The sequence below is a fragment of the Ochrobactrum vermis genome, assembly GCF_002975205.1.
Taxonomy (GTDB): Bacteria; Pseudomonadota; Alphaproteobacteria; order Rhizobiales; family Rhizobiaceae; genus Brucella; species Brucella vermis.
The window spans coordinates 2,713,667-2,732,348 of sequence record NZ_PCOC01000001.1 but is presented as its reverse complement, the minus strand read 5'-3'; the positions used below and the strand labels follow the sequence as shown (position 1 = coordinate 2,732,348).

Below are 18,682 nucleotides of genomic sequence, written 5' to 3'. Positions count from 1 at the left end.
TTCGCTATATCATGTGGCGTGTCTGCTGCCATCCGTCAAGTTCTGGTTCGTCACCTTTCCTTGAGAGTCTTTCAGAGACTGCAGCGCTTCATCGAGAACAACATCCGGCAGCGGCATCAAATATGGGCCTTCGGTGAACAGAAGCGCTGTTTCGACAATCCGTCCCGGATAAAGCGGCACCAGCAATTCCCGATAGAGCGCAAGCTGCGCCCGATAGGCGAAAGGAACGGCCTCTATGGTTTTCGGTGGCGGGCGATTGGTCTTGTAGTCGACAATCAGAACCCGGTCCTCACCGACGCTGATGCGGTCGATCTGACCGGAAACCGCATGATCACGCCCGCCAAGCTCGATCGTGCCCATGATGGCGACCTCCCCGCGTGAGCCTTCTGCAAAGACGGGCGCATAGGTCGGATCGTCCAGAATGGTCCTGACGCTCTTCCATGCTATCTGGCGCTCCGTTTCCGGCCAGTCGGCAGCGATCCGGTCAAGATAGTTGCGTGCCAGCGTTTCACGCCCATCCTGCGGTACATCCGGCAGATATTGCAGCAGCATATGGATCGCCGTGCCGCGTCGCAGTGCAAAGGCCGGCGTGCCGTCGCCTGCCCCGAGTACCGGCGAAAACATATCGAGTGGCGGTTCCTCATCTGCTTCGATCAGCGCGGATGCGCCGGACGGCGCCAGCGGTCGCGGCAATCCGGTTTCCGGCTTTATCGGTCGCAGATAGTCGCGCGGCAGCGACGGCAGCGCGTGGTTTTCGGTCCTATCCTGATCGGTAATCTCGACCATTCCTCGCGGAGTATTGCGATAACGCCTCGCGGCAACACCCAGAACGGGGTGCACGAATGTCTCGGCCTTGGTAGCCAGCGCATCCTCGACAAGGCAATGCCATGTCTCGCCGCTTTCGCGCGTGCCGCGATAACCGCAAATGATGAGCCTATCTTCTGCTCGGGTCATACCGACATAGAGCAGGCGACGATATTCTTCTTCGGCCCGCGTTTTGAGCTTCTCGATCTGTGCTGTCGTGAACCCGGTCTGGTATCCAGCATTCGGTTGCCAGAGATAGCCTTTCACCGACGGATTATCGTTCGAAAAGTCAAAAGGAATGAGCTTTGGCGCGCGGCTGCCTGTCCAGACCGCGCTTCCCGGATCCACGAGAAACACCACCGCCCCTTCCAGCCCCTTGGCGGCATGGACGGTCATGAGGCGCACTTCATTGCGCCCCTGATCGAGTTCTCGCTTGATTTCCGGCGATGCCGCTTCCAGCGTTTCAAGGAAAGCCTGCAGGCCGGGCAGACCGGCACGCTCGGCCGAAAGCGCATAATTCTGGAATTCGTCGATGATGTCGCCCGCCTCCGGCCCCAACCTCGCCAGGAGTTTTCGCCGCGCACCATCCGCGCTCAATATTTGTGCATAGAATTCGAACACCGGCATCGTGTCGGCCATATTGCGCCAGCGGCTCAAGGTCTTGTGCACATCGGCCAGCGCAGCATCGCCGCGCGATGCCTGATAAAGCCGCTCGAACAGAGTGAGGCTTGAAGCTCGCGAATGGGCAAGCTCGAACAACTGGTCGTCATCCCAGCCGAATAGCGGGCTTTTCAATAGCGATGCCAGCGAAAGATCGTCCGATGGCTGAAGCACGAACCGACCGAGCGCCATCAGGTCCTGAATGGCAATATGGCTGGTGAGCCGCAAGCGGTCTGCACCTGCCACCGGAACGGACAGGTTTTTCAGCGCCCGCGACAGGGCAGGCATGAACTGGTCGCGCTTTCGTACCAGAACCATGATGTCACGCGGCATGATCCGCCGGTTCTGGCCCGGAATAGGCTCCCCGCGATCCAGCCAGTGGCGAATGGTGGCCGCGATCTGATCCGCCAGCCGGACGGCGGGTGCTGCCAGATGATCAACCGGCTCTCGCCAGTCGTCCGGCTCTTCCACCACTTCCGGCGTCAGCATATCCCAGATTTCTACCTCGCCCGGTTCGCCGGAACGAATGGCAGTATGAATGGTCGCATCTCCGAGGCCTCGATAGGCTTCCGGACGTCCAAAAACTTCATCTACGGCCTGGAGTACATCGGGAGTGGAGCGGAAAGAAAAATTCAAACGTACTTCGCTGAAAGTCAGATCAGCGTTGCGAGTTTTAACGTCGATTGCTCTACCCTGCGCCGCAAAATCCTCCGGCACTGCGCCCTGGAACGAATAGATCGACTGTTTTTCGTCCCCCACGGCAAAGAGTGTGCGGCTGATATTGCGCTGGCCGAGGCCGGAGAAAAACTCTTCCGACAGCATGCGGATGACCTGCCACTGGTCGGGGCTGGTGTCCTGCGCCTCGTCGACCAGAATATGGTCGATGCCGCGATCAAGCTTGTACTGCACCCACTGCCCTGCCCCGTTGCGGGCGAGCAGCGCCACGGTCCGGGTGATGAGATCCTCGAAATCGAGCAGGCCGCGCCGACGTTTCAGGTCGTGATAGCGTTGCAGCAGATTATCGATCAGCGTGAGCGCGGCCAGATTGAGCCGCACAAGGCGCAATTCCTTCAGCCGATCGAGACCCTGTTCGACACGTGCCGCTGCTGCGTCGAAATCCTCTTCGAAATCAGGCAGAAGCTTTTTGACCGCTGCCGAGCCGACATAGGAACCGGATTTTGGCTCACCGGTGCTTTTCAAAAAAGCAGCGCGCAACACCGCTTCGCGGTCACGCTGGCTCGTCACCTTTTCGAAACGGCGAAGCTGCAGCGCAAAATCCTGCGCGCGCGACGCACCTTTCTGGATCGACATGATGAGGTCGAGCGTATCGTCGGAAAATTCCAGTATCGGCCAGAGTTCAGCGACAAGATCGTCTTCGCTGGTTTGCGGATCGAAGCGGAAAGCCCGGTGCAGAGCTTCGCTGCGATGCCCGGCAACCCCCAGTTCGGCGATATAGGTCTGCAAGCCGTTGCGCCTGCTCACAGCCTCATCCAGAAGCGATTGCAGCCCCATCTCGCCCGATGCCTGCAAAACATCGGCAAAGGCCTCTGCCAGTTCAATATCGCCGCCGCCATGCGCGGTTTCGAGCAACTGCCGCCGTGCTTCGCCAACAAGGGCTGCCTGCATCAGATCGTCCATCATCTCGAAATGACCGGCAATGTTCGCCTCAAGCGGGAACTGATGCAGGATCGCTTCGCAGAAAGCATGGATGGTCTGGATTTTAAGCCCGCCCGGCGTCTCAAGCGCACGGGCGAACAGCCGTCGTGCCGCAGCAAGACGGGCATCGCCCGGTCTGCGGCCTTCAAGCGACTTAAGACGCTCGGCAAGTTCGATATCGGGCAGGACAGCCCATTCTGAAAGCCGCATGAACACGCGGTTCTGCATCACCGCTGCCGCCGCCTTGGTATAGGTGAGACAGAGAATCTTGGACGGATCGGTGCCTTCGAGCAGCAGACGGATAACCCGTTCGGTCAAAACATGAGTCTTGCCCGAACCCGCATTGGCGGACACCCAGACGGAAGCTGCCGGATTTGCTGCGTTGCTTTGCGCCCGCAGTGTTTCATCCGGGATAATAGGCGCTTTTCTCATGTCTCCCCCTCTCCGCCCGCATCACCTCCGGCAGACCATTCCAACACCCGCGCCAGATGGTCGTAATCGCCTGTCAGGTCCGTCTCGCGAAACGGCAATGCACGCGACAGATAACCTTTGTCCGGCTTCTGGTATTCGGCCAGCAGTTGCGTCAGCCGCTGCCAGGATTCCTCGCCAAGCGCCGGTGCGGTTTTTTCGGATGGCGGTCGTCCGATCTTGAGGATGGATTCCGGCTTTACCTCACCGCCCGCCTTGAGGCGCACATAGGTCAGATCGGATGCGCGGACCGAGCCCAGCTCCCGGAAAGCACCGCGCACCAGAAGCGCAGCTTCCAGTGCAAGCTGCGGCGACAGCAGCACATGTGCCTGTTTGGGCGATGGTGTCGATCCCGTCTTGTAGTCGATGATTTCCGCCGTCCCGTCTCGCATCAGGTCGATGCGATCAGCACGGCCGGAAAGCGTGATGCCAAGTCCTTCAACCTCGCGCTTGTCTGACGAAATCTCGGCAAAGCGGGTCTGGACATTGTAGGCGCGCTCGCTTTCCCAGGCCAGAAACTGCGGAATAAGCGCCGTGAAACGGGGCCACCACACGGCTTCGATTTCCGTCGGCAAGTCCATATCGGCAAAGAGGATGCGCCCCAGTTCCATCAACCGTTCTGCGGCATCCGGTGCCAGCGGATCGATGGCTTCTTCGGTAAAATGTCCCAGAATATCGTGGAACAAGGTGCCGCGCTCGGCAGCAGCCGGATCGCGGATCAGCGGCTCCAGCGGCCGCAGTTTCAGTATCTTCTTGGCGAAGATCGCATAGGGATCGCGGCGCAGCGTTTCGATTTCCGTCACCGAAAAATGCTTCGGACGCGCTAGGACCGGCGGCGCGGGCTGCGGCCTTTTCACGAAAGGAACATCTTCGGCCCAGTCGATTTCACGCGACCACTGGATAAAACGCGCCCCACGCCGGCGCATTTCGGCCGTCACATCCGCGCCCAGCACCGTTTCAAGCCGCTGCAGCCAGCGCGAGGGCACGGTCGGGGCATTGTCGGAACGCTGCGAGCGCGTCAGCACCACATGATCCATGCCGAGCGCCATCTGGAAGTCGTGGGCGGCAAGGCCCGTACGGCGTTCGGGCGGATCGAGCGCGATCATCGACTTCATCGGGCGCGACATGAACGGATCATTGCGGGTGCGGGCGGGCCAGCTCCCCTCGTTGAGGCCACCGATTACCACCGTATCCATGGTTTGCAGGCGCGCTTCCAGCGCACCCCAGATGAAGAGGCGCGGATGACCGCCCGGATGCGGCTTGACCGTCTCGCCCGCCATCAGCGCATCCAGGACGGCTGGCCATTCCGAGGCCTCAAAATCGAGCCCGGCTTCGCTCGAAACCAGACCACGCAAAAAGGCGGCGAGCTGTTCGCCGCGTTCTCCGGAATAAAAAGGCGCCACGCTGGCCTTTTCATTCCGCGCAAGATTTTCCAGCGCCTCCACCGTGGCACGCGCGATTTCGCCGATCTCAGTCCTGCGTGCGGCGATAACGAAAGGTGCCAGCGGGACCACGGCCTTCGACAGGCTTTCGCAGAGATTTCGGGCAGCGGCGATCATTTCCGGCGTGACCGTGCCGTGCCATGCCGGTTGCCATGGTTGGCTGGCGCTTTCTTCCAGCCGCCGATCGAAGAATGCGGGAAGATCGAGCACGGAGGCGCGGCCCGTGCCACCGCGAAAGGCGATGAGTTCCAGGGTTTCGGCAGCAAGGCGTCGTTCTATACGGGGAGCTTCCAACCGCAGCAGCGGATGCTTGACCAGCGCCAGCAAGGCGACCGGATCGCCCGGGCTAAAGACCGTCTCGACCAGAAGCCGCAGCAGTGTCGTGGTCTCGACATCGCGCAGATGCCGCCCGCCGGAATCGTCGGCGTCGATCCCGAAACGGGCAAGTTCACCCACCACGCGTCGCGCCAGATTGCGGTCTGCCGTAACCAGCGCAGCCATCTTGTTTTCATCATTGATCGCATCGCGCAGGACGAGAGCGACGGCAAGCGCCTCTTCCCGCTCATTGGCAGTTTCAATCAGATCGATCGTCTGCGCTGCCTGCCGCAAGGCTTCCGGCTGTGTGTTAGGGTCATTTCCAAGCTGCCCCCATGCATCGGTCGTTTCCGCCGGGCGAAGCGCTTCGCTTACCGCCCGCTCACGCAGGCGTTTGGAGGCGGGCATATCATCCAGATGTTCCACATCACTACGCAATGTCTGCATTGCATCGAGAAGCTTGCGCAACCCGAATTGCGGGTGACCGAAGGTCGAGGGATTGTCGGTTGCCGATGCCAGCATCTCCCAGGCTGCATCATCCAGATCGCGGTCCAGTCCCGGCAGCACCACCGCGCCATTCGGCAAGTCCGCAATGGCGGAAATGAGTTCTGCAGTCGCCGGTATCGAGCCGGTGGAACCCGCGACGATGACCGGCCCGGCAGGCGGATGAGCGCGCAGGCGCCTTACTTCGCTCCAGATGAGATCGTTGCGATGCGCAGCGGGATTTGAAAGCCTGCGTTCCGCCAGAATATCCGGCCACAGATTGGTGACGATGTTGAGAAAGCCGAGCGTGACCTGCCACCAGTCGGCGAGGTCTTCCGGGGCAATTCCAGCAAGCTCGCTCCACTTGGCCCCATCGGTTTCGACCTGATCCATCAGCCCCGCCAGATCGCGGGCAAGCCAGATCGCATCGGCAGTCGTTGCCGGAACCGAAACATCGTCAACACCGAATAGTGCGCGCACATGGGAAGGCAGCGATTCCCGCCATGGGCGGATCAATCGCGCCAGAAGCAGAAGCCGCTCCGCCGTACCGATAGGCGGATTGATATCGAAGACGCCCGATGAGCCTGCATTGAAGAAAGCGGCATCTTCATCCACGTCGCCGAGCGGTTTTATCGTCGGCAAAATAGCACTCTTAGCCGGATTCCTATCAACCAGAATGGACCGCAAAGCGCGTGCCGCACGGCGCGTTGGCACATAGATAGTTGCATTGGCCAATGCCAGCGGATCGGAAGGGTTGCCGGGAAAACCTTCGACCAGTCGTCCTTCCAGAAGCGCCTTGGCAAAAGCGGGAAGAAATGGCGTGCCGGGAGGAATTGAAAACAGGCGCTGTTTCCCATCTCTGGGTCGTCGTGCGCTCATGCGTTTTACCTCCTTATGCAAATGCAGTAAGCGCTGCCTCTGCCTCGCCGATTGCGTCCGGCGTTCCGACGGTCAGCCAGTGCCCGGTCATTGGCATACCATAAAGGCGACCCGCTGCAATCGCTTCGTCGAAATAGCGGTTGAGCGAAGACACACCCGGCTCCACACGATCAAAGATGCGAGGATGGATGATCCCCGCTCCCGCATAGATCACAGGCTCGCCGGAGACATCGCGCGCACGACGCAGGCACCCCTTCTCATCGGCAACGAAATCGCCCTTGCCTTCATAACCGGTTTCCTGATCGAGACGCGCCGTCATCAGGAGAATATCCATCCGGTCTGCGTCCCAGAACTCGGTGAGCGCCAACAGATTGGGAGCCTTCTCATCGCCCACCCAGAATGTGTCGGCATTCAGTATGAAAAACGGTTCCATTCCGAGTATCGGAAGTGCCTTCACGATGCCGCCGGCTGAATCAAGCAGCATTTCGCGTTCATCCGAAATCACGATCTCCAGATCGTTGCGATCACGAAGATGCTCTTCCAGTTTGTCGGCTAAATAATGCACATTGACGATTGCCGTGCCAATGCCTGCCTGCGCCACCGCATCGAGCCCCCAGTCAATCAAGGGCTTGCCTGCCACCTTGACCAGCGGCTTTGGAATGGTTTCGGTGATGGGACGCATGCGCTTGCCAAGCCCGGCGGCAAGAACCATTGCCGTCTTTGGGGCCATTTCAGGCATTTTCATTGCTTGCCATTCCTTCCTGCATCAACCCCAATTCCTCAAACCATGCTGCCACCGGCGCCATGACCGGATGCTTCAGCACACGCCTGAGATAGTCGTGGATGCGCGGCAGGTGCTTTAGATAATCCGGCTTACCATCGCGCTCATCGAGCCGGACAAAAAGACCGAGCAGCTTGGCATTGCGCTGCGCGCCCATGGCCGCATAGGCCTTGCGAAACAAAGCCTCGTCGAACGCATGTCCGAGCGCATGACGCTCGTCGCAATAGACCGCGACCACAGCCTGTTCCAGCTCTGGCGAAATCGTCACACGCGCATCAAGGGCCAGCGAAGCCACGTCGTAGGCTGCCGGTCCAATCATCGCATCCTGAAAATCGATGACACCGATCTTGTCTTCGGCATCTGGAAACCAGAACAGGTTCGGCGAATGGTAGTCGCGCAAGAGCAGGCTCTTTTCGACATCGGCAATGTCAGCGATCACGCGATCCCATGCGGTTTCACAAGCTTGCTTTTCTGCGTCTGTAAGCTGCCTGCCCATCATGCGCGGCGCATACCATTGGCCGATCAGGTTGACTTCGATCATCATCGCATCGCGGTCAAAACCAGCAATGATGTGATCGGGATACCCTGCCACCGGTGCATGATCGGGCCAGGCAACCCCATGCAGATGCGCCAGAAAGCGCCCGGCGGCTTCATAGCGTTCCGCGACAGGTTCCCCGGAAGCTGCCCGCACGCCCTCGGTTCCGAGATTCTCAAGGATCAAAAGCCCTGCATCAATATCCACCGCACGCATTTGCGGCACGCGAAAACCATGTTTTGCAAGCAAGCCATCAATTGCCACGAAAGCCTGAATATTCTCCGCAATATGGGCAAGCTGACGGTAGGACTTGCCATTACGTAGCGGCGGATCATAGGACATCGCTGGCGCGTTCATGAGAACTTCCACACCATCAGAGACACTTGTGATGAGCTCATATCTACGGGGACCGGCATCTCCTTGGAAATAACGACGTGTGGACTCTCCCCGGTCGTTTTTTTCAAGAAATGCGCGGATCGTCCGACAGCGCTCCAGCCGCTGGATCGCAGCCACCGGTCCCGACACGGCAATACGTCGCCCTGCCCCTTCATGGCTCAGCGTGACGGCAAAAGACGGTTCGGGCAGAAACCCCTCGCCCTGCTCCGGCCACTCGGCCAGAACCACGCCGTCCTCCAGAAACTCCGGCAGCCCCAGCTCATCCAGTTCTTCACCATGTGAAATGCGGTAAAGATCGGCATGGGCAACAGGAATGCGCAAAGTCTCATAGCTTTGCACCAGCGTGAAAGTCGGACTTGGAACATCCAAACCTTCATCATCGGCAATTGCCCGAATGATCGCCCGGGCAAGCGAGGATTTCCCCGCCCCCAGATCACCGGAAAGCGTGGCGAGATCGCCCTTTTGCAAGGCGAGGGCGAAATCCTCGCCGAAACGCCGCGTTGCGGCTTCGTCGGACAAGAAATAGCTAATGCTGGATTGTGAGGCGCTCATGAGCACCCTTTACCTTATTCGGCAGCGACGCGGAAGCTGCGTGTTTCCGACGGAAAGCGGCAAATGACCGTTGTTCCGCGACCGGAACCCGTATCGATATCGACGGATCCACCGTGCAGCTCGACAAAGCTCTTGACGATGGCAAGGCCGAGCCCCGCACCCCGGCGGCGACCGCCATTCGGATAGGACTGGAAGCGCTTGAAAACCGTGTCGAGCACTTCTCCAGGCATGCCGGGACCATCGTCGTGGACGGCAAAAACCACTTCCGATCCTTCGCGCGCCACCTGCAGCTGGATGCTGGAGCCTTCCGGCGCATAGTTGGTGGCGTTGGACAGGAGGTTGAAAAGCACCTGACGGACGCGGTTTGCATCAGCTTTGAACACATCCACATCGTCGGCAATGTCGATGTCGAGCCCGATATCGTGGTCACGCAAGCGCTCGCCGACACGGGAGGCGGCAGCCGAAATCGCTTCCACGACGGAAACTTCGCCAACCTCCAGTTCCATGATGCCTGCATCCACGGTCGCAAGATCGAGGATGTCGTTGACGATGGTCAGCAGAACCGATGACGAGGTGCTGATATGGTCGAGATACTCGATCTGGCGCTCGTTGAGCGATCCGAAAGCCGGCGTCTGCAACAGTTCGGTAAAGCCGATAATGTTTGTGAGCGGTGAACGCAATTCATAGGAAACGTGCTGAACGAAGTCATTCTTGATCTGGTCGGCCAGTTCCAGTGCCTCGTTCTTTTCCTTGAGCGCCCGTTCAACGCGCACCGTGTCGGTAACGTCGATGAAGGTCAGCATGGTCTGACCTTTCGGCAACGGCACCACGGCAAAGGAGAGAATGGCGCCGTCGTCCAGCTCCACCTGCCCCATGCGCCCATTGCGCTCATCGAGGAAGCCGGTGACAGAAGACACGAAATCATCCCACAGACCGTTGCCGCCGCGTTCGCCGCAGATCCTGGCAATCGATGAAATATGCGTACCTTCGACGATCAGCGGCATCGGCAGAGCCCAGAGATCGGCAAAGGACGGGTTGGAAAGCCGGATGCGCCCATCGGAGCCGAACACTGCCACTGCTTCCGCCAGATGGTCGAGCGTTTCGCCCTGCACCTTGATAAGTGTGTTGTAACGGCCTTCGAGTTCGAACTTTTCGGTCATGTTCTCGAAGAACCACGTCACACCGCCTTGCGGGTGCGGGTTGGAGACAACGCGCATGGTCCGCGTATCCGGCAGATGCCACATATGTTCCTGCGGCTCGACAGCGCGATAGGCGGAAAGGACGGAATCCTTCCACTTGCGCCATTCCGGCTGTTCGGGCAGTTTGCCTTCCGAACGCAGACGATCAAGGATCAGTGTGTTGCTCGGCTGCGATTCCAGCCAGGCGGTATCGAGCGACCACAATTTCGCGAAAGCCTGATTGAAGAATTGAAGCTTCATCTCGGGATCGAAAATCGCCACTGCGGTCGAAAGCTGATCCAGCGTTTCGGCATGGCTCTTCATCGTGCGGTTCAGTTCTTCACGCACAGCCTGCACTTCGGTCTGGTCGAAGCCGAGCCCGACGGAACCCGTTTCCGCGCTGACATCCGTCACATCGAAAAGGCGGCGGTCACCATGCACGACAGCCGTCAATTGTTCCTGCAGGACAGGCTCGGCAAAGCGGTCGCGTTCCAGACGCTGGCGCGCCTGCGCCCCGAAAAGCTCGCGCCCTTCGGAAATGACCTGACTTGCATTCGCCATGTCGACAGCCTGCGCATAGGCGGCATTGACCCACTCAACGCGCCCACTGGCGTCGCGCGCCCAGACGGGTTGATCGATCCGGTCGAGAAGACGGCGGAAAAGCTCGATACGCTCTGAAAACTCGCGGTTTTGCGCCTGTAGTGCTGCGCGTTCCGCCTGCACGCCTTGCAGGCTCAGGAACCGGGCCACGGCAAAACCGCCCGATGTTCGCCCACGCACGTCAAGCAAGGTGCCGTTGACAGTTTCAACCGTCAGATCAAACGCCCGCGCCTGTTCGCGCAGCATTCCAATGGCGCGCTCGAGCGCCACCACCGATTGCGGACGCAGCCAGCGGCCAAAAGCCAGAAAGGTCGAGCGATCCTGCGGGGCGGCACTGTCATCCGGCAACAACCCGACGACTTCAGCGCGTGTGCCATGACCGTCCCAGACCACAATGCGCTGATCCTTGAGGTTGAGCAGGGCTTCATTGCGCTGGGCGATCAGATTGAGATCGGCGAATTTGGAACGCAGTTCCTTGTTTTCTGCGGCAACGCGCGACCGTTCGCGGATCAGCCAGCCTGCAGAAAGAAGGGCTGCGCCCATCACGCCAAGGAACATGGAAAACTGGATGACCTCAAAAGCACCAATACTGCCGCCACCGAAGGGCAGGGCGATGCGCGCCGATTCCGCGCCCTGTGCAAAGGCGGGTACGGCTGCGAAAAGCGTCGCAAGGGAAACGGAAGCCTTCATCAGGGCTTTTTTCGGGGCAAGCCATGCGAACGGCTTTGCAACATGGGCGGCAGGACGCCATTGCCTGCCAGTAACGATTGCGGAAACATTCCGCAAATTCCCCGTTGCGCCGAACTCTGGCATGTTGTCCTTTTCTCCGCCACCCGGCCATGAAAACTGCCACGAAGGCAGACTGGCCGTATTAAAACACTTCAATACACATCAAAACCCGACCATACGCACGCCGCCACAGTGCACGATAGTCATCGCGTTTTCAGGTGTTTAGGGGATGAATCGACCTGTCGCTTCCCGCCACAACCGGCAAAAAACGCGAAACGCAAACACCCGCTCAAACACCTTGATTCGCCTACACAATACCCTTCCGGCGAATCCACGTGAAGCATCTTGCACGCAAAAAGAAAGACCGGGCGGTTTGTCAACCGTCCGGCCTCAACATGTAGTGCAATGCTTAACGTATGGTTAATACCTGTAGTGTTCCGACTTGAACGGGCCCTGTGGAGTGACACCGATATAGTCGGCCTGTTCCTCGGAAAGCACAGTCAGCTTGGCGCCGAGCTTATCGAGATGCAGGCGCGCGACCTTCTCGTCGAGATGTTTCGGCAGCACATAGACTTCATTCTTGTAGGCGTCGGTACGGGTAAACAGTTCGATCTGACCCAGAACCTGGTTGGTGAATGAAGCCGACATGACGAAGCTCGGATGGCCGGTTGCGTTGCCCAGATTGAGCAGGCGGCCTTCAGAAAGCAGAATGATGCGCTTGCCGTCCGGGAATTCGATCAGATCGACCTGCGGCTTCACATTGGTCCACTTCAGGTTGCGAAGTGCCGCCACCTGAATTTCGTTGTCGAAGTGACCGATATTGCCGACGATCGCCATATCCTTGAACTTGCGCATATGGTCGATGGTGATCACGTCCTTGTTGCCGGTCGTGGTCACGATAATATCGGCGCTGGAAGCGGCATCGTCGAGGGTCACAACTTCGAAACCATCCATTGCGGCCTGAAGCGCGCAGATCGGATCGACTTCGGTAACCTTGACGCGCGCACCTGCACCGGAAAGCGACTGGGCGGAGCCTTTGCCGACATCACCATAACCGCACACGACAGCAACCTTGCCAGCCATCATGACGTCGGTGCCGCGACGAATACCGTCGACGAGCGATTCCTTGCAGCCATATTTGTTGTCGAACTTCGACTTGGTGACGCTGTCATTGACGTTGATGGCCGGGAAGGGCAGGAGACCCTTCTTCTGCAGCTGATAAAGACGGTTGACGCCAGTGGTGGTTTCTTCCGTCACGCCCTTGATGGCTTCGCGCTGGCGTGTGAAGAAGCCCGGCGTTGCAGCCATACGCTTCTTGATCTGCGCGAAGAGAACTTCCTCTTCTTCCGAACCGGGGTTCGACAGAACGTCCTCGCCAGCTTCAGCGCGCGCACCGATGAGGATATACATGGTGGCGTCACCACCATCGTCGAGGATCATGTTGGACGGTTCGCCGTCCGGCCATTGGAAGATCTTGTCGGTATAGGTCCAGTATTCTTCAAGCGTTTCGCCCTTGATGGCGAAAACCGGCGTGCCGGTCGCGGCAATCGCGGCGGCTGCGTGATCCTGCGTCGAGAAAATGTTGCAGGAGGCCCAACGGACCTGTGCGCCGAGCGCCTGCAGCGTTTCGATCAGAACGGCGGTTTGGATCGTCATATGCAGCGATCCGGAAATGCGCGCACCCTTCAGTGGCTGCGATTTGCCGAATTCCTCGCGGGCAGCCATCAGGCCGGGCATTTCGGTTTCTGCGATATCGAGTTCCTTGCGGCCCCAATCGGCCAGGCTAAGATCCTTGACGACGAAATCTTGGCTTGCGGTCATCGCGTGCTCCAATCAAAGGCAGTTCTGGGGCAATTCCCGCTCAACAAAGAGTAATCAGCGGCCGGAATTGCATTCCAATGTGGAGCGGCTTTCCATGCGGGAAAAGCGCTCCGGCTGCCGCCTTGACTAGCAGATCGCAGCCAGAAGCACAACGCAATATAAAGAAATCTTTATACGTGCATATCAGGCAGGTTCGGCGATTATGGGCCAGATATGGGATTGATGACCGTCAAAGGAAGATCGATCTGCAATATTTCGAGCATATGGCGGAATTCGGCCACAGAATAGGTTTCACTTTCCGTCACAAAAGCGATCGTGCGGCCAGAGCCGCCTTTGGGTTGCGGGAGTGCAGCGATCACGTCGTCTGCCGGATCGAAAAACTGCCACTCCGGGCGTGCTGCCTCAAAAAATGATCTGAGCCAGGGCAGGTGGGTGCTGGAGAGTGTCAGCGCGTCTATGAAAGGGTGGCGCTCAGCAATGTCATCACAAAATGCGGCGACCTTTTGCGCGGTCTCATCCGGTTGCCGAAGAAAAGCGCCGTTTTCCACCAACTCCACCATCGCAGACGCATTAATCAAAGCGACGTCACTTGGGTTATCGGTCTGTGTCCGGACAAAACGTGCAAGCTCTTCGCTCTCGATCATCGAGCGCACACCCATCACGGCAACCTTGCCGCTTCGGCTCGTCGCAAGTGCGGTGCGAACCGGCGGAGCTACACCGTAAACCGGTACGGTAAACTCGCTTTTCAACGTGTCGAGGACCATGACGGAGGGCGCATTGGAAGCAAGCACAACCGTTTGAGCGCCGAGGTCCGCCAGATAGTTGATCGTGCGACGCATGATGGAAAGCAACTGGTCGCGACTTTTGGCGCCGTAGGGGAAATTGGCCCGATCAGCAAAATAGATGATGTCACGTAGCGGCTGGCTACGCCTGATCAGCTCAACCAGAGCGTAACTGCCGATCCCCGCATCGAAAACAGCCACAGGATCTTTGAGATCAGCCACGACGGCCTTATCGTTCAGCATTCTTCGCCGAATTTGTCGGCGATGAGTGTTTGGAGTGCATCAAGTACCGCTCCCGCCTGTTCGCCCGAGGCGCTGACGTCGATGCAGCAACCCGGTGATGCGGCGAGCATCATCAGGCCCATGATCGATGTACCGCCAACGGTCATGCCGTCCTTGCTGACACGGACATGCGCATTATAACCGTCGACCATCTGCACGAACTTGGCCGAAGCGCGGGCATGAAGGCCGCGCTTGTTGACGATCTCGAAAGATCGGGAAACAGCAGTTTCGGGTTCGTATTCACCGGTGACGGGCACACTGGAGTACATGAATTACTTTCCTGTCAGGACCTGGCTCGCAACATTGATATATTTGCGCCCCGCATCCTGCGCCTCGCGCAGCGCTGTCTTGATGTCGCCCCCGATGCGGACGCTCGACAGCTTGATAAGCATCGGCAGATTGACACCTGCGATGACTTCGACCTTGCCTTCCTTCATGACAGAAATGGCGAGATTGGACGGCGTGCCGCCGAACATATCGGTCAGAATAATGACCCCGCTGCCATTATCGGCGCGCTCCACCGCATCAACGATATCCCGCCGACGCTGTTCCATATCGTCTTCGGCACCGATGCAAACGGTTTCGAAATTATCTTGCGGCCCGACTACATGCTCGACAGCATGCAAAAACTCTTCGGCCAATCTTCCGTGCGTAACAAGCACGAGTCCGATCATACTATAAAAGCTCCCGTCGCGTGCCCGCCGCATCACCCCGCCAGAGTGTCAGATGGCACTGAAACCACGCCGGAAAAGCACCGGCGAGTTGTGCATCTTGGCAGCGCAAATCTTGATAGCAAGTGAAAAATTCCCACGCTGCCATGAAAAAAGCAAAATGCCGCAGTGCTGCGAAAAATTAATCGATTCGTAACGAAGCTCGTTTCAGCCCTCGTTCGAGGACCATCTATCGTAGAATAAAGTGGCCTCTATCGCCCGCGAAAGCGCGTTGGAATCGCCATTTGAAGACAAAGCCGGCAGAAGAAGCCGGGGGAGTGAAACACCCTCGAACTCCCATGTTTCACCGCTTGGATAGCGTTCAGCCTCGTCACGATCCACAAGCCGGACGACGAGATAGAGCGGCGTCGTCGCAGCGAAAGCCACCTTGAAAAGACCGGCGCCGCGAATCTCCACGCCGCCTGCAAGGACTGCCGGGACACTGGCGATCAGCCTGCCGCTTTCCATATGAAGCAATGTGCGGTCGTCCGCGACCAGCGAAGCCGCTTCACCGCGAAGGAGGGCTCTTTCGACAAGTGTCAGCGCAAGTTCGGTCTTGCCCGCCCCCGAACGCCCCATGATCATGACACCGCGACCGCGCACCTGAAGCGTCGTTGCATGAAGCCCGCTTTTTTCCTCTTCAGGCGTCATGCGCTTGCCGGCAGGTCGACAATGAAACGTGCGCCCTTGTACTGATCGGGCCTTACCGGATCGACGATGTTTTCGGCAGTCAGCGTACCGCCGTGGGCCTCGATGATCTGGCGGCTGATCGAAAGGCCGAGGCCGGAATTCTGGCCGAAAGCCTCCGAAGCCGGGCGGTCCGTATAGAAGCGCTCGAAGATACGTTCGATATTCTCGATCGGAATGCCAGGACCATTATCCTCGACAAGCACACGCAAGCGGTTGCCTTCGCCACTCAGCGACACCACGATGCGCCCGGTATCGTCGGGCACGAAAGAACGTGCATTCTCAATCAGGTTGCTCACCACCTGACCGAGACGCAGGTCATGACCGGCGACATAGAAACCCTTCTTTCCAGCAGGCAGCTTGCCGGTATTGAAGACGATTTCCGTCCCGACCTTGTTACGGCGCACCTCACGCGCTGCCGTCACGAGACTGGTCAGAAGCGTTTTCATATCAACGCGGTCGATATGTTCGCGCGCAAGTTCCGCATCGAGACGCGACGCGTCGGAAATATCGGTAATCAGACGGTCGAGGCGGCGAACGTCGTGCTGAATGACGTCGAGAAGACGTTTGCGCGATTCTTCGCTCTTGGCGAGCGGCAGCGTTTCGACAGCGCTGCGCAGCGAGGTGAGGGGGTTCTTCAACTCGTGACTGACATCGGCGGCGAAGCTCTCGATGGCCTCGATACGGGTATAGAGCGAATCGGTCATCTCGCGGATCGACGTGGAAAGGTGGCCGACCTCATCCTGACGTTCGGAGAAGTCGGGGATTTCCACGCGACTTTTCACACCGTGGCGAACACGGTCCGCAGCAGCGGAAAGCTTGCGCAACGGACTTGCAATCGTCGATGCGAGGAAAAGAGACAGGATGACCATGACCAGCGACACAACGCCGAACACGCGGAAGACCGCCATGCGTTCGGCCTGCACGATCTTGTCGATATCATCGCCTTCGGTCGATAGCAGGAGCACACCCAATATTGCGCGGGAACGCTGGATCGGGACGGCTACCGAGACAACCAGCTCACCCTTTTCATTGCGCCGCTGCGCCGTTTGCGGTGAACCGGCCAGCGCCTTGACGATTTCCGGATAGGCGAGACCGTTGCCGCCCGGCTGCTCCTGATAGACCGGCAGTCCTCCACCGTAGAACAGGCGCGAGATCCATGTTGCGGCCCGTTCCCAGAGCGTCGGAGCCTCTTCCTCGATGGGCGGTAGGTCGTAGCGAAGCACAGGCCCCGCCGATGGAAAGCTCGGCGAATAGAGCGCGCGCGAATCAAGCAGCATGTTGGCGTAGCGATCATAGATGCGCGCCCGCGTGCTGGTCGGCGAAATCAACCGGCGCAGCAGGGGGGAAACCTTTTCCGGATTGATCGGAAATTCCCAATTGTCAGGCGAATCCGGTGAAGGCGTCAGGCTTTGTCCGGCCTGAAGTTCCAGAAGCTTTTCCGGATCGATCATCAGCGAATTGGTGTCGATGGTCGCCGAAGCCGAAATCGCGCCCGCGATGATCTTGCCCTGCGTGAGCAGGCTTTCGATCTTCGCGTCGATCAGCCCCTCACGGAACTGATTCATATAAAGAATGCCGGAAACAAGAACCGCCAGCGCCGCCAGATTGAGAAACAGGATACGGCGCGTCAGGCTCGAGAACAGATACTGGCCGAGGAACTTGCGCAGGGGCGCAAAAAAGCGACGCCAGAACACCGAGCGCTGCCGCCGGGCTCTGCGTTCGCGCAAATCCGATTTCTGGCCGACAAGGCCATCGTTCCGGGTTTCTGCGACCATCTCGCTTCTGTTTACTCACATTAGAGCGGTTCCGGTTAAAACGGAGTCATTGGAACCGCTCTAACTCTTTGTTTTACGCATGTCTTTATCCGAAAACCGGTTCCCGCTTTTGGGAGACATGCTCTAGATCAATGCCGGGATATCGCACCCGGCATTGTAAATTTTACCGATCAGGCCTCGCGGAAGCGATAGCCGACACCATAGAGCGTTTCGATCATTTCGAAATCGTCGTCAACCGCCTTGAACTTCTTGCGCAGGCGCTTGATATGGCTGTCGATGGTACGGTCATCCACATAGACCTGCTCATCATAGGCCGCATCCATCAGGGCGTCACGGCTTTTTACGACGCCCGGACGCTGTGCCAGCGAATGAAGGATCAGGAATTCGGTGACCGTCAATGTGACCGGTTCGCCCTTCCAGGTGCAGGTATGGCGCTCCTGATCCATGACAAGCTGGCCGCGCTCAAGCGATTTTGCCTGCTGTCCGGTTGGCTTGGCCGTCCCGTCGCGTGCAGCAACCCGGCGAAGAACCGCCTTGACGCGTTCGACCAGAAGACGCTGCGAGAAGGGCTTGGTGATGAAATCGTCCGCGCCCATCTTGAGGCCGAAAAGCTCGTCGATTTCGTCGTCCTTGGAGGTGAGGAAGATGACGGGGAGGTCGGATTTCTGGCGCAGACGGCGCAGAAGCTCCATACCGTCCATGCGCGGCATCTTGATATCGAAGATCGCAAGATTGGGCGGACGCGCCATCAGACCGTCCAGCGCGGATGCGCCATCGGTGTACGTTTCGACCCGATAGCCTTCCGATTCCAGCGCAATGGACACGGAGGTCAGGATGTTGCGGTCGTCGTCGACCAGCGCAATTGTCTGCGTTGCCGAGGCTTCCTTCATGCGAACCTTTCTCCTTCAACTAAGCCAACCGGGATGTCCGGCTGGTGACGTCGTTCAGCCGCCAAGAAGCAGGCCAGCTGTCAATCGAGCGCCTTATTACACATCGATACTATTATAATGTGCCTGCTTGTGCAGTACAAATTAGGTACAAAATGTGGCGAGACCAGAAGAAGCCGTGAAACGGCGCGCACCGAATCGCGCTTTGGTTAATACCGGGATGAATGACAGCCAGACTGATATTCACCGAATCTCAC

Annotated in this window: 12 protein-coding genes; all 12 read right to left on the bottom strand. The window is 58.5% G+C overall.

Going from position 1 to position 18,682, the window contains the following annotated elements; translation table 11 throughout:
• Nucleotides 1-9: 9 nt before the first annotated feature.
• Nucleotides 10-3,552, bottom strand: coding sequence for a double-strand break repair helicase AddA (addA, locus tag CQZ93_RS13605; protein ID WP_105543016.1), 3,543 nt, complete (start codon nucleotides 3,550-3,552; stop codon nucleotides 10-12).
• Complete coding sequence (gene addB / locus CQZ93_RS13600) at nucleotides 3,549-6,707, bottom strand: double-strand break repair protein AddB (protein WP_105543015.1); 3,159 nt, start codon at nucleotides 6,705-6,707, stop codon at nucleotides 3,549-3,551. Before addB ends, addA begins: the two co-directional genes overlap by 4 nt.
• A 13-nt stretch (nucleotides 6,708-6,720) precedes the next feature.
• Complete coding sequence (locus CQZ93_RS13595; RefSeq protein WP_105543014.1) at nucleotides 6,721-7,452, bottom strand: nucleotidyltransferase family protein; 732 nt, start codon at nucleotides 7,450-7,452, stop codon at nucleotides 6,721-6,723.
• On the bottom strand, nucleotides 7,439-8,971 hold the full coding sequence (gene tsaE / locus CQZ93_RS13590; RefSeq protein WP_105543013.1) for a tRNA (adenosine(37)-N6)-threonylcarbamoyltransferase complex ATPase subunit type 1 TsaE: 1,533 nt from the start codon (nucleotides 8,969-8,971) through the stop codon (nucleotides 7,439-7,441). Before tsaE ends, CQZ93_RS13595 begins: the two co-directional genes overlap by 14 nt.
• Nucleotides 8,972-8,985: 14 nt before the next feature.
• Nucleotides 8,986-11,439 (bottom strand): sensor histidine kinase, encoded by a 2,454-nt coding sequence (locus CQZ93_RS13585; protein ID WP_286153494.1) that lies wholly within the window; start codon nucleotides 11,437-11,439, stop codon nucleotides 8,986-8,988.
• A gap of 459 nt (nucleotides 11,440-11,898) precedes the next feature.
• Nucleotides 11,899-13,299 carry an adenosylhomocysteinase gene (gene ahcY, locus CQZ93_RS13580; protein WP_105543011.1) on the bottom strand — a complete coding sequence of 467 codons (1,401 nt, stop codon included), beginning with the start codon at nucleotides 13,297-13,299 and terminating at the stop codon, nucleotides 11,899-11,901.
• Between the two features lie 200 nt (nucleotides 13,300-13,499).
• Entirely contained in the window at nucleotides 13,500-14,303 is an 804-nt protein-coding gene (locus tag CQZ93_RS13575; RefSeq protein ID WP_286153341.1) for a glutamate racemase, read from the bottom strand.
• Between the two features lie 14 nt (nucleotides 14,304-14,317).
• On the bottom strand, nucleotides 14,318-14,632 hold the full coding sequence (locus CQZ93_RS13570) for an HPr family phosphocarrier protein (protein WP_105543009.1): 315 nt from the start codon (nucleotides 14,630-14,632) through the stop codon (nucleotides 14,318-14,320).
• 3 nt (nucleotides 14,633-14,635) lie between these two features.
• Nucleotides 14,636-15,037, bottom strand: coding sequence for a PTS sugar transporter subunit IIA (locus CQZ93_RS13565; RefSeq protein WP_006472522.1), 402 nt, complete (start codon nucleotides 15,035-15,037; stop codon nucleotides 14,636-14,638).
• Nucleotides 15,038-15,241: 204 nt separating this feature from the next.
• The gene (locus tag CQZ93_RS13560; protein ID WP_105543008.1) at nucleotides 15,242-15,724 is read right to left on the bottom strand and encodes an HPr kinase/phosphorylase; all 483 of its coding nucleotides are present in this window, start codon (nucleotides 15,722-15,724) and stop codon (nucleotides 15,242-15,244) included.
• Entirely contained in the window at nucleotides 15,721-17,538 is a 1,818-nt protein-coding gene (locus tag CQZ93_RS13555; RefSeq protein WP_105543007.1) for a stimulus-sensing domain-containing protein, read from the bottom strand. The genes CQZ93_RS13560 and CQZ93_RS13555 overlap by 4 nt, the downstream gene beginning before the upstream one ends.
• A 170-nt stretch (nucleotides 17,539-17,708) precedes the next feature.
• Nucleotides 17,709-18,428, bottom strand: a complete 720-nt coding sequence (locus tag CQZ93_RS13550) for a response regulator transcription factor (RefSeq protein ID WP_006468074.1) — start codon at nucleotides 18,426-18,428, stop codon at nucleotides 17,709-17,711.
• Nucleotides 18,429-18,682 lie beyond the last annotated feature (254 nt).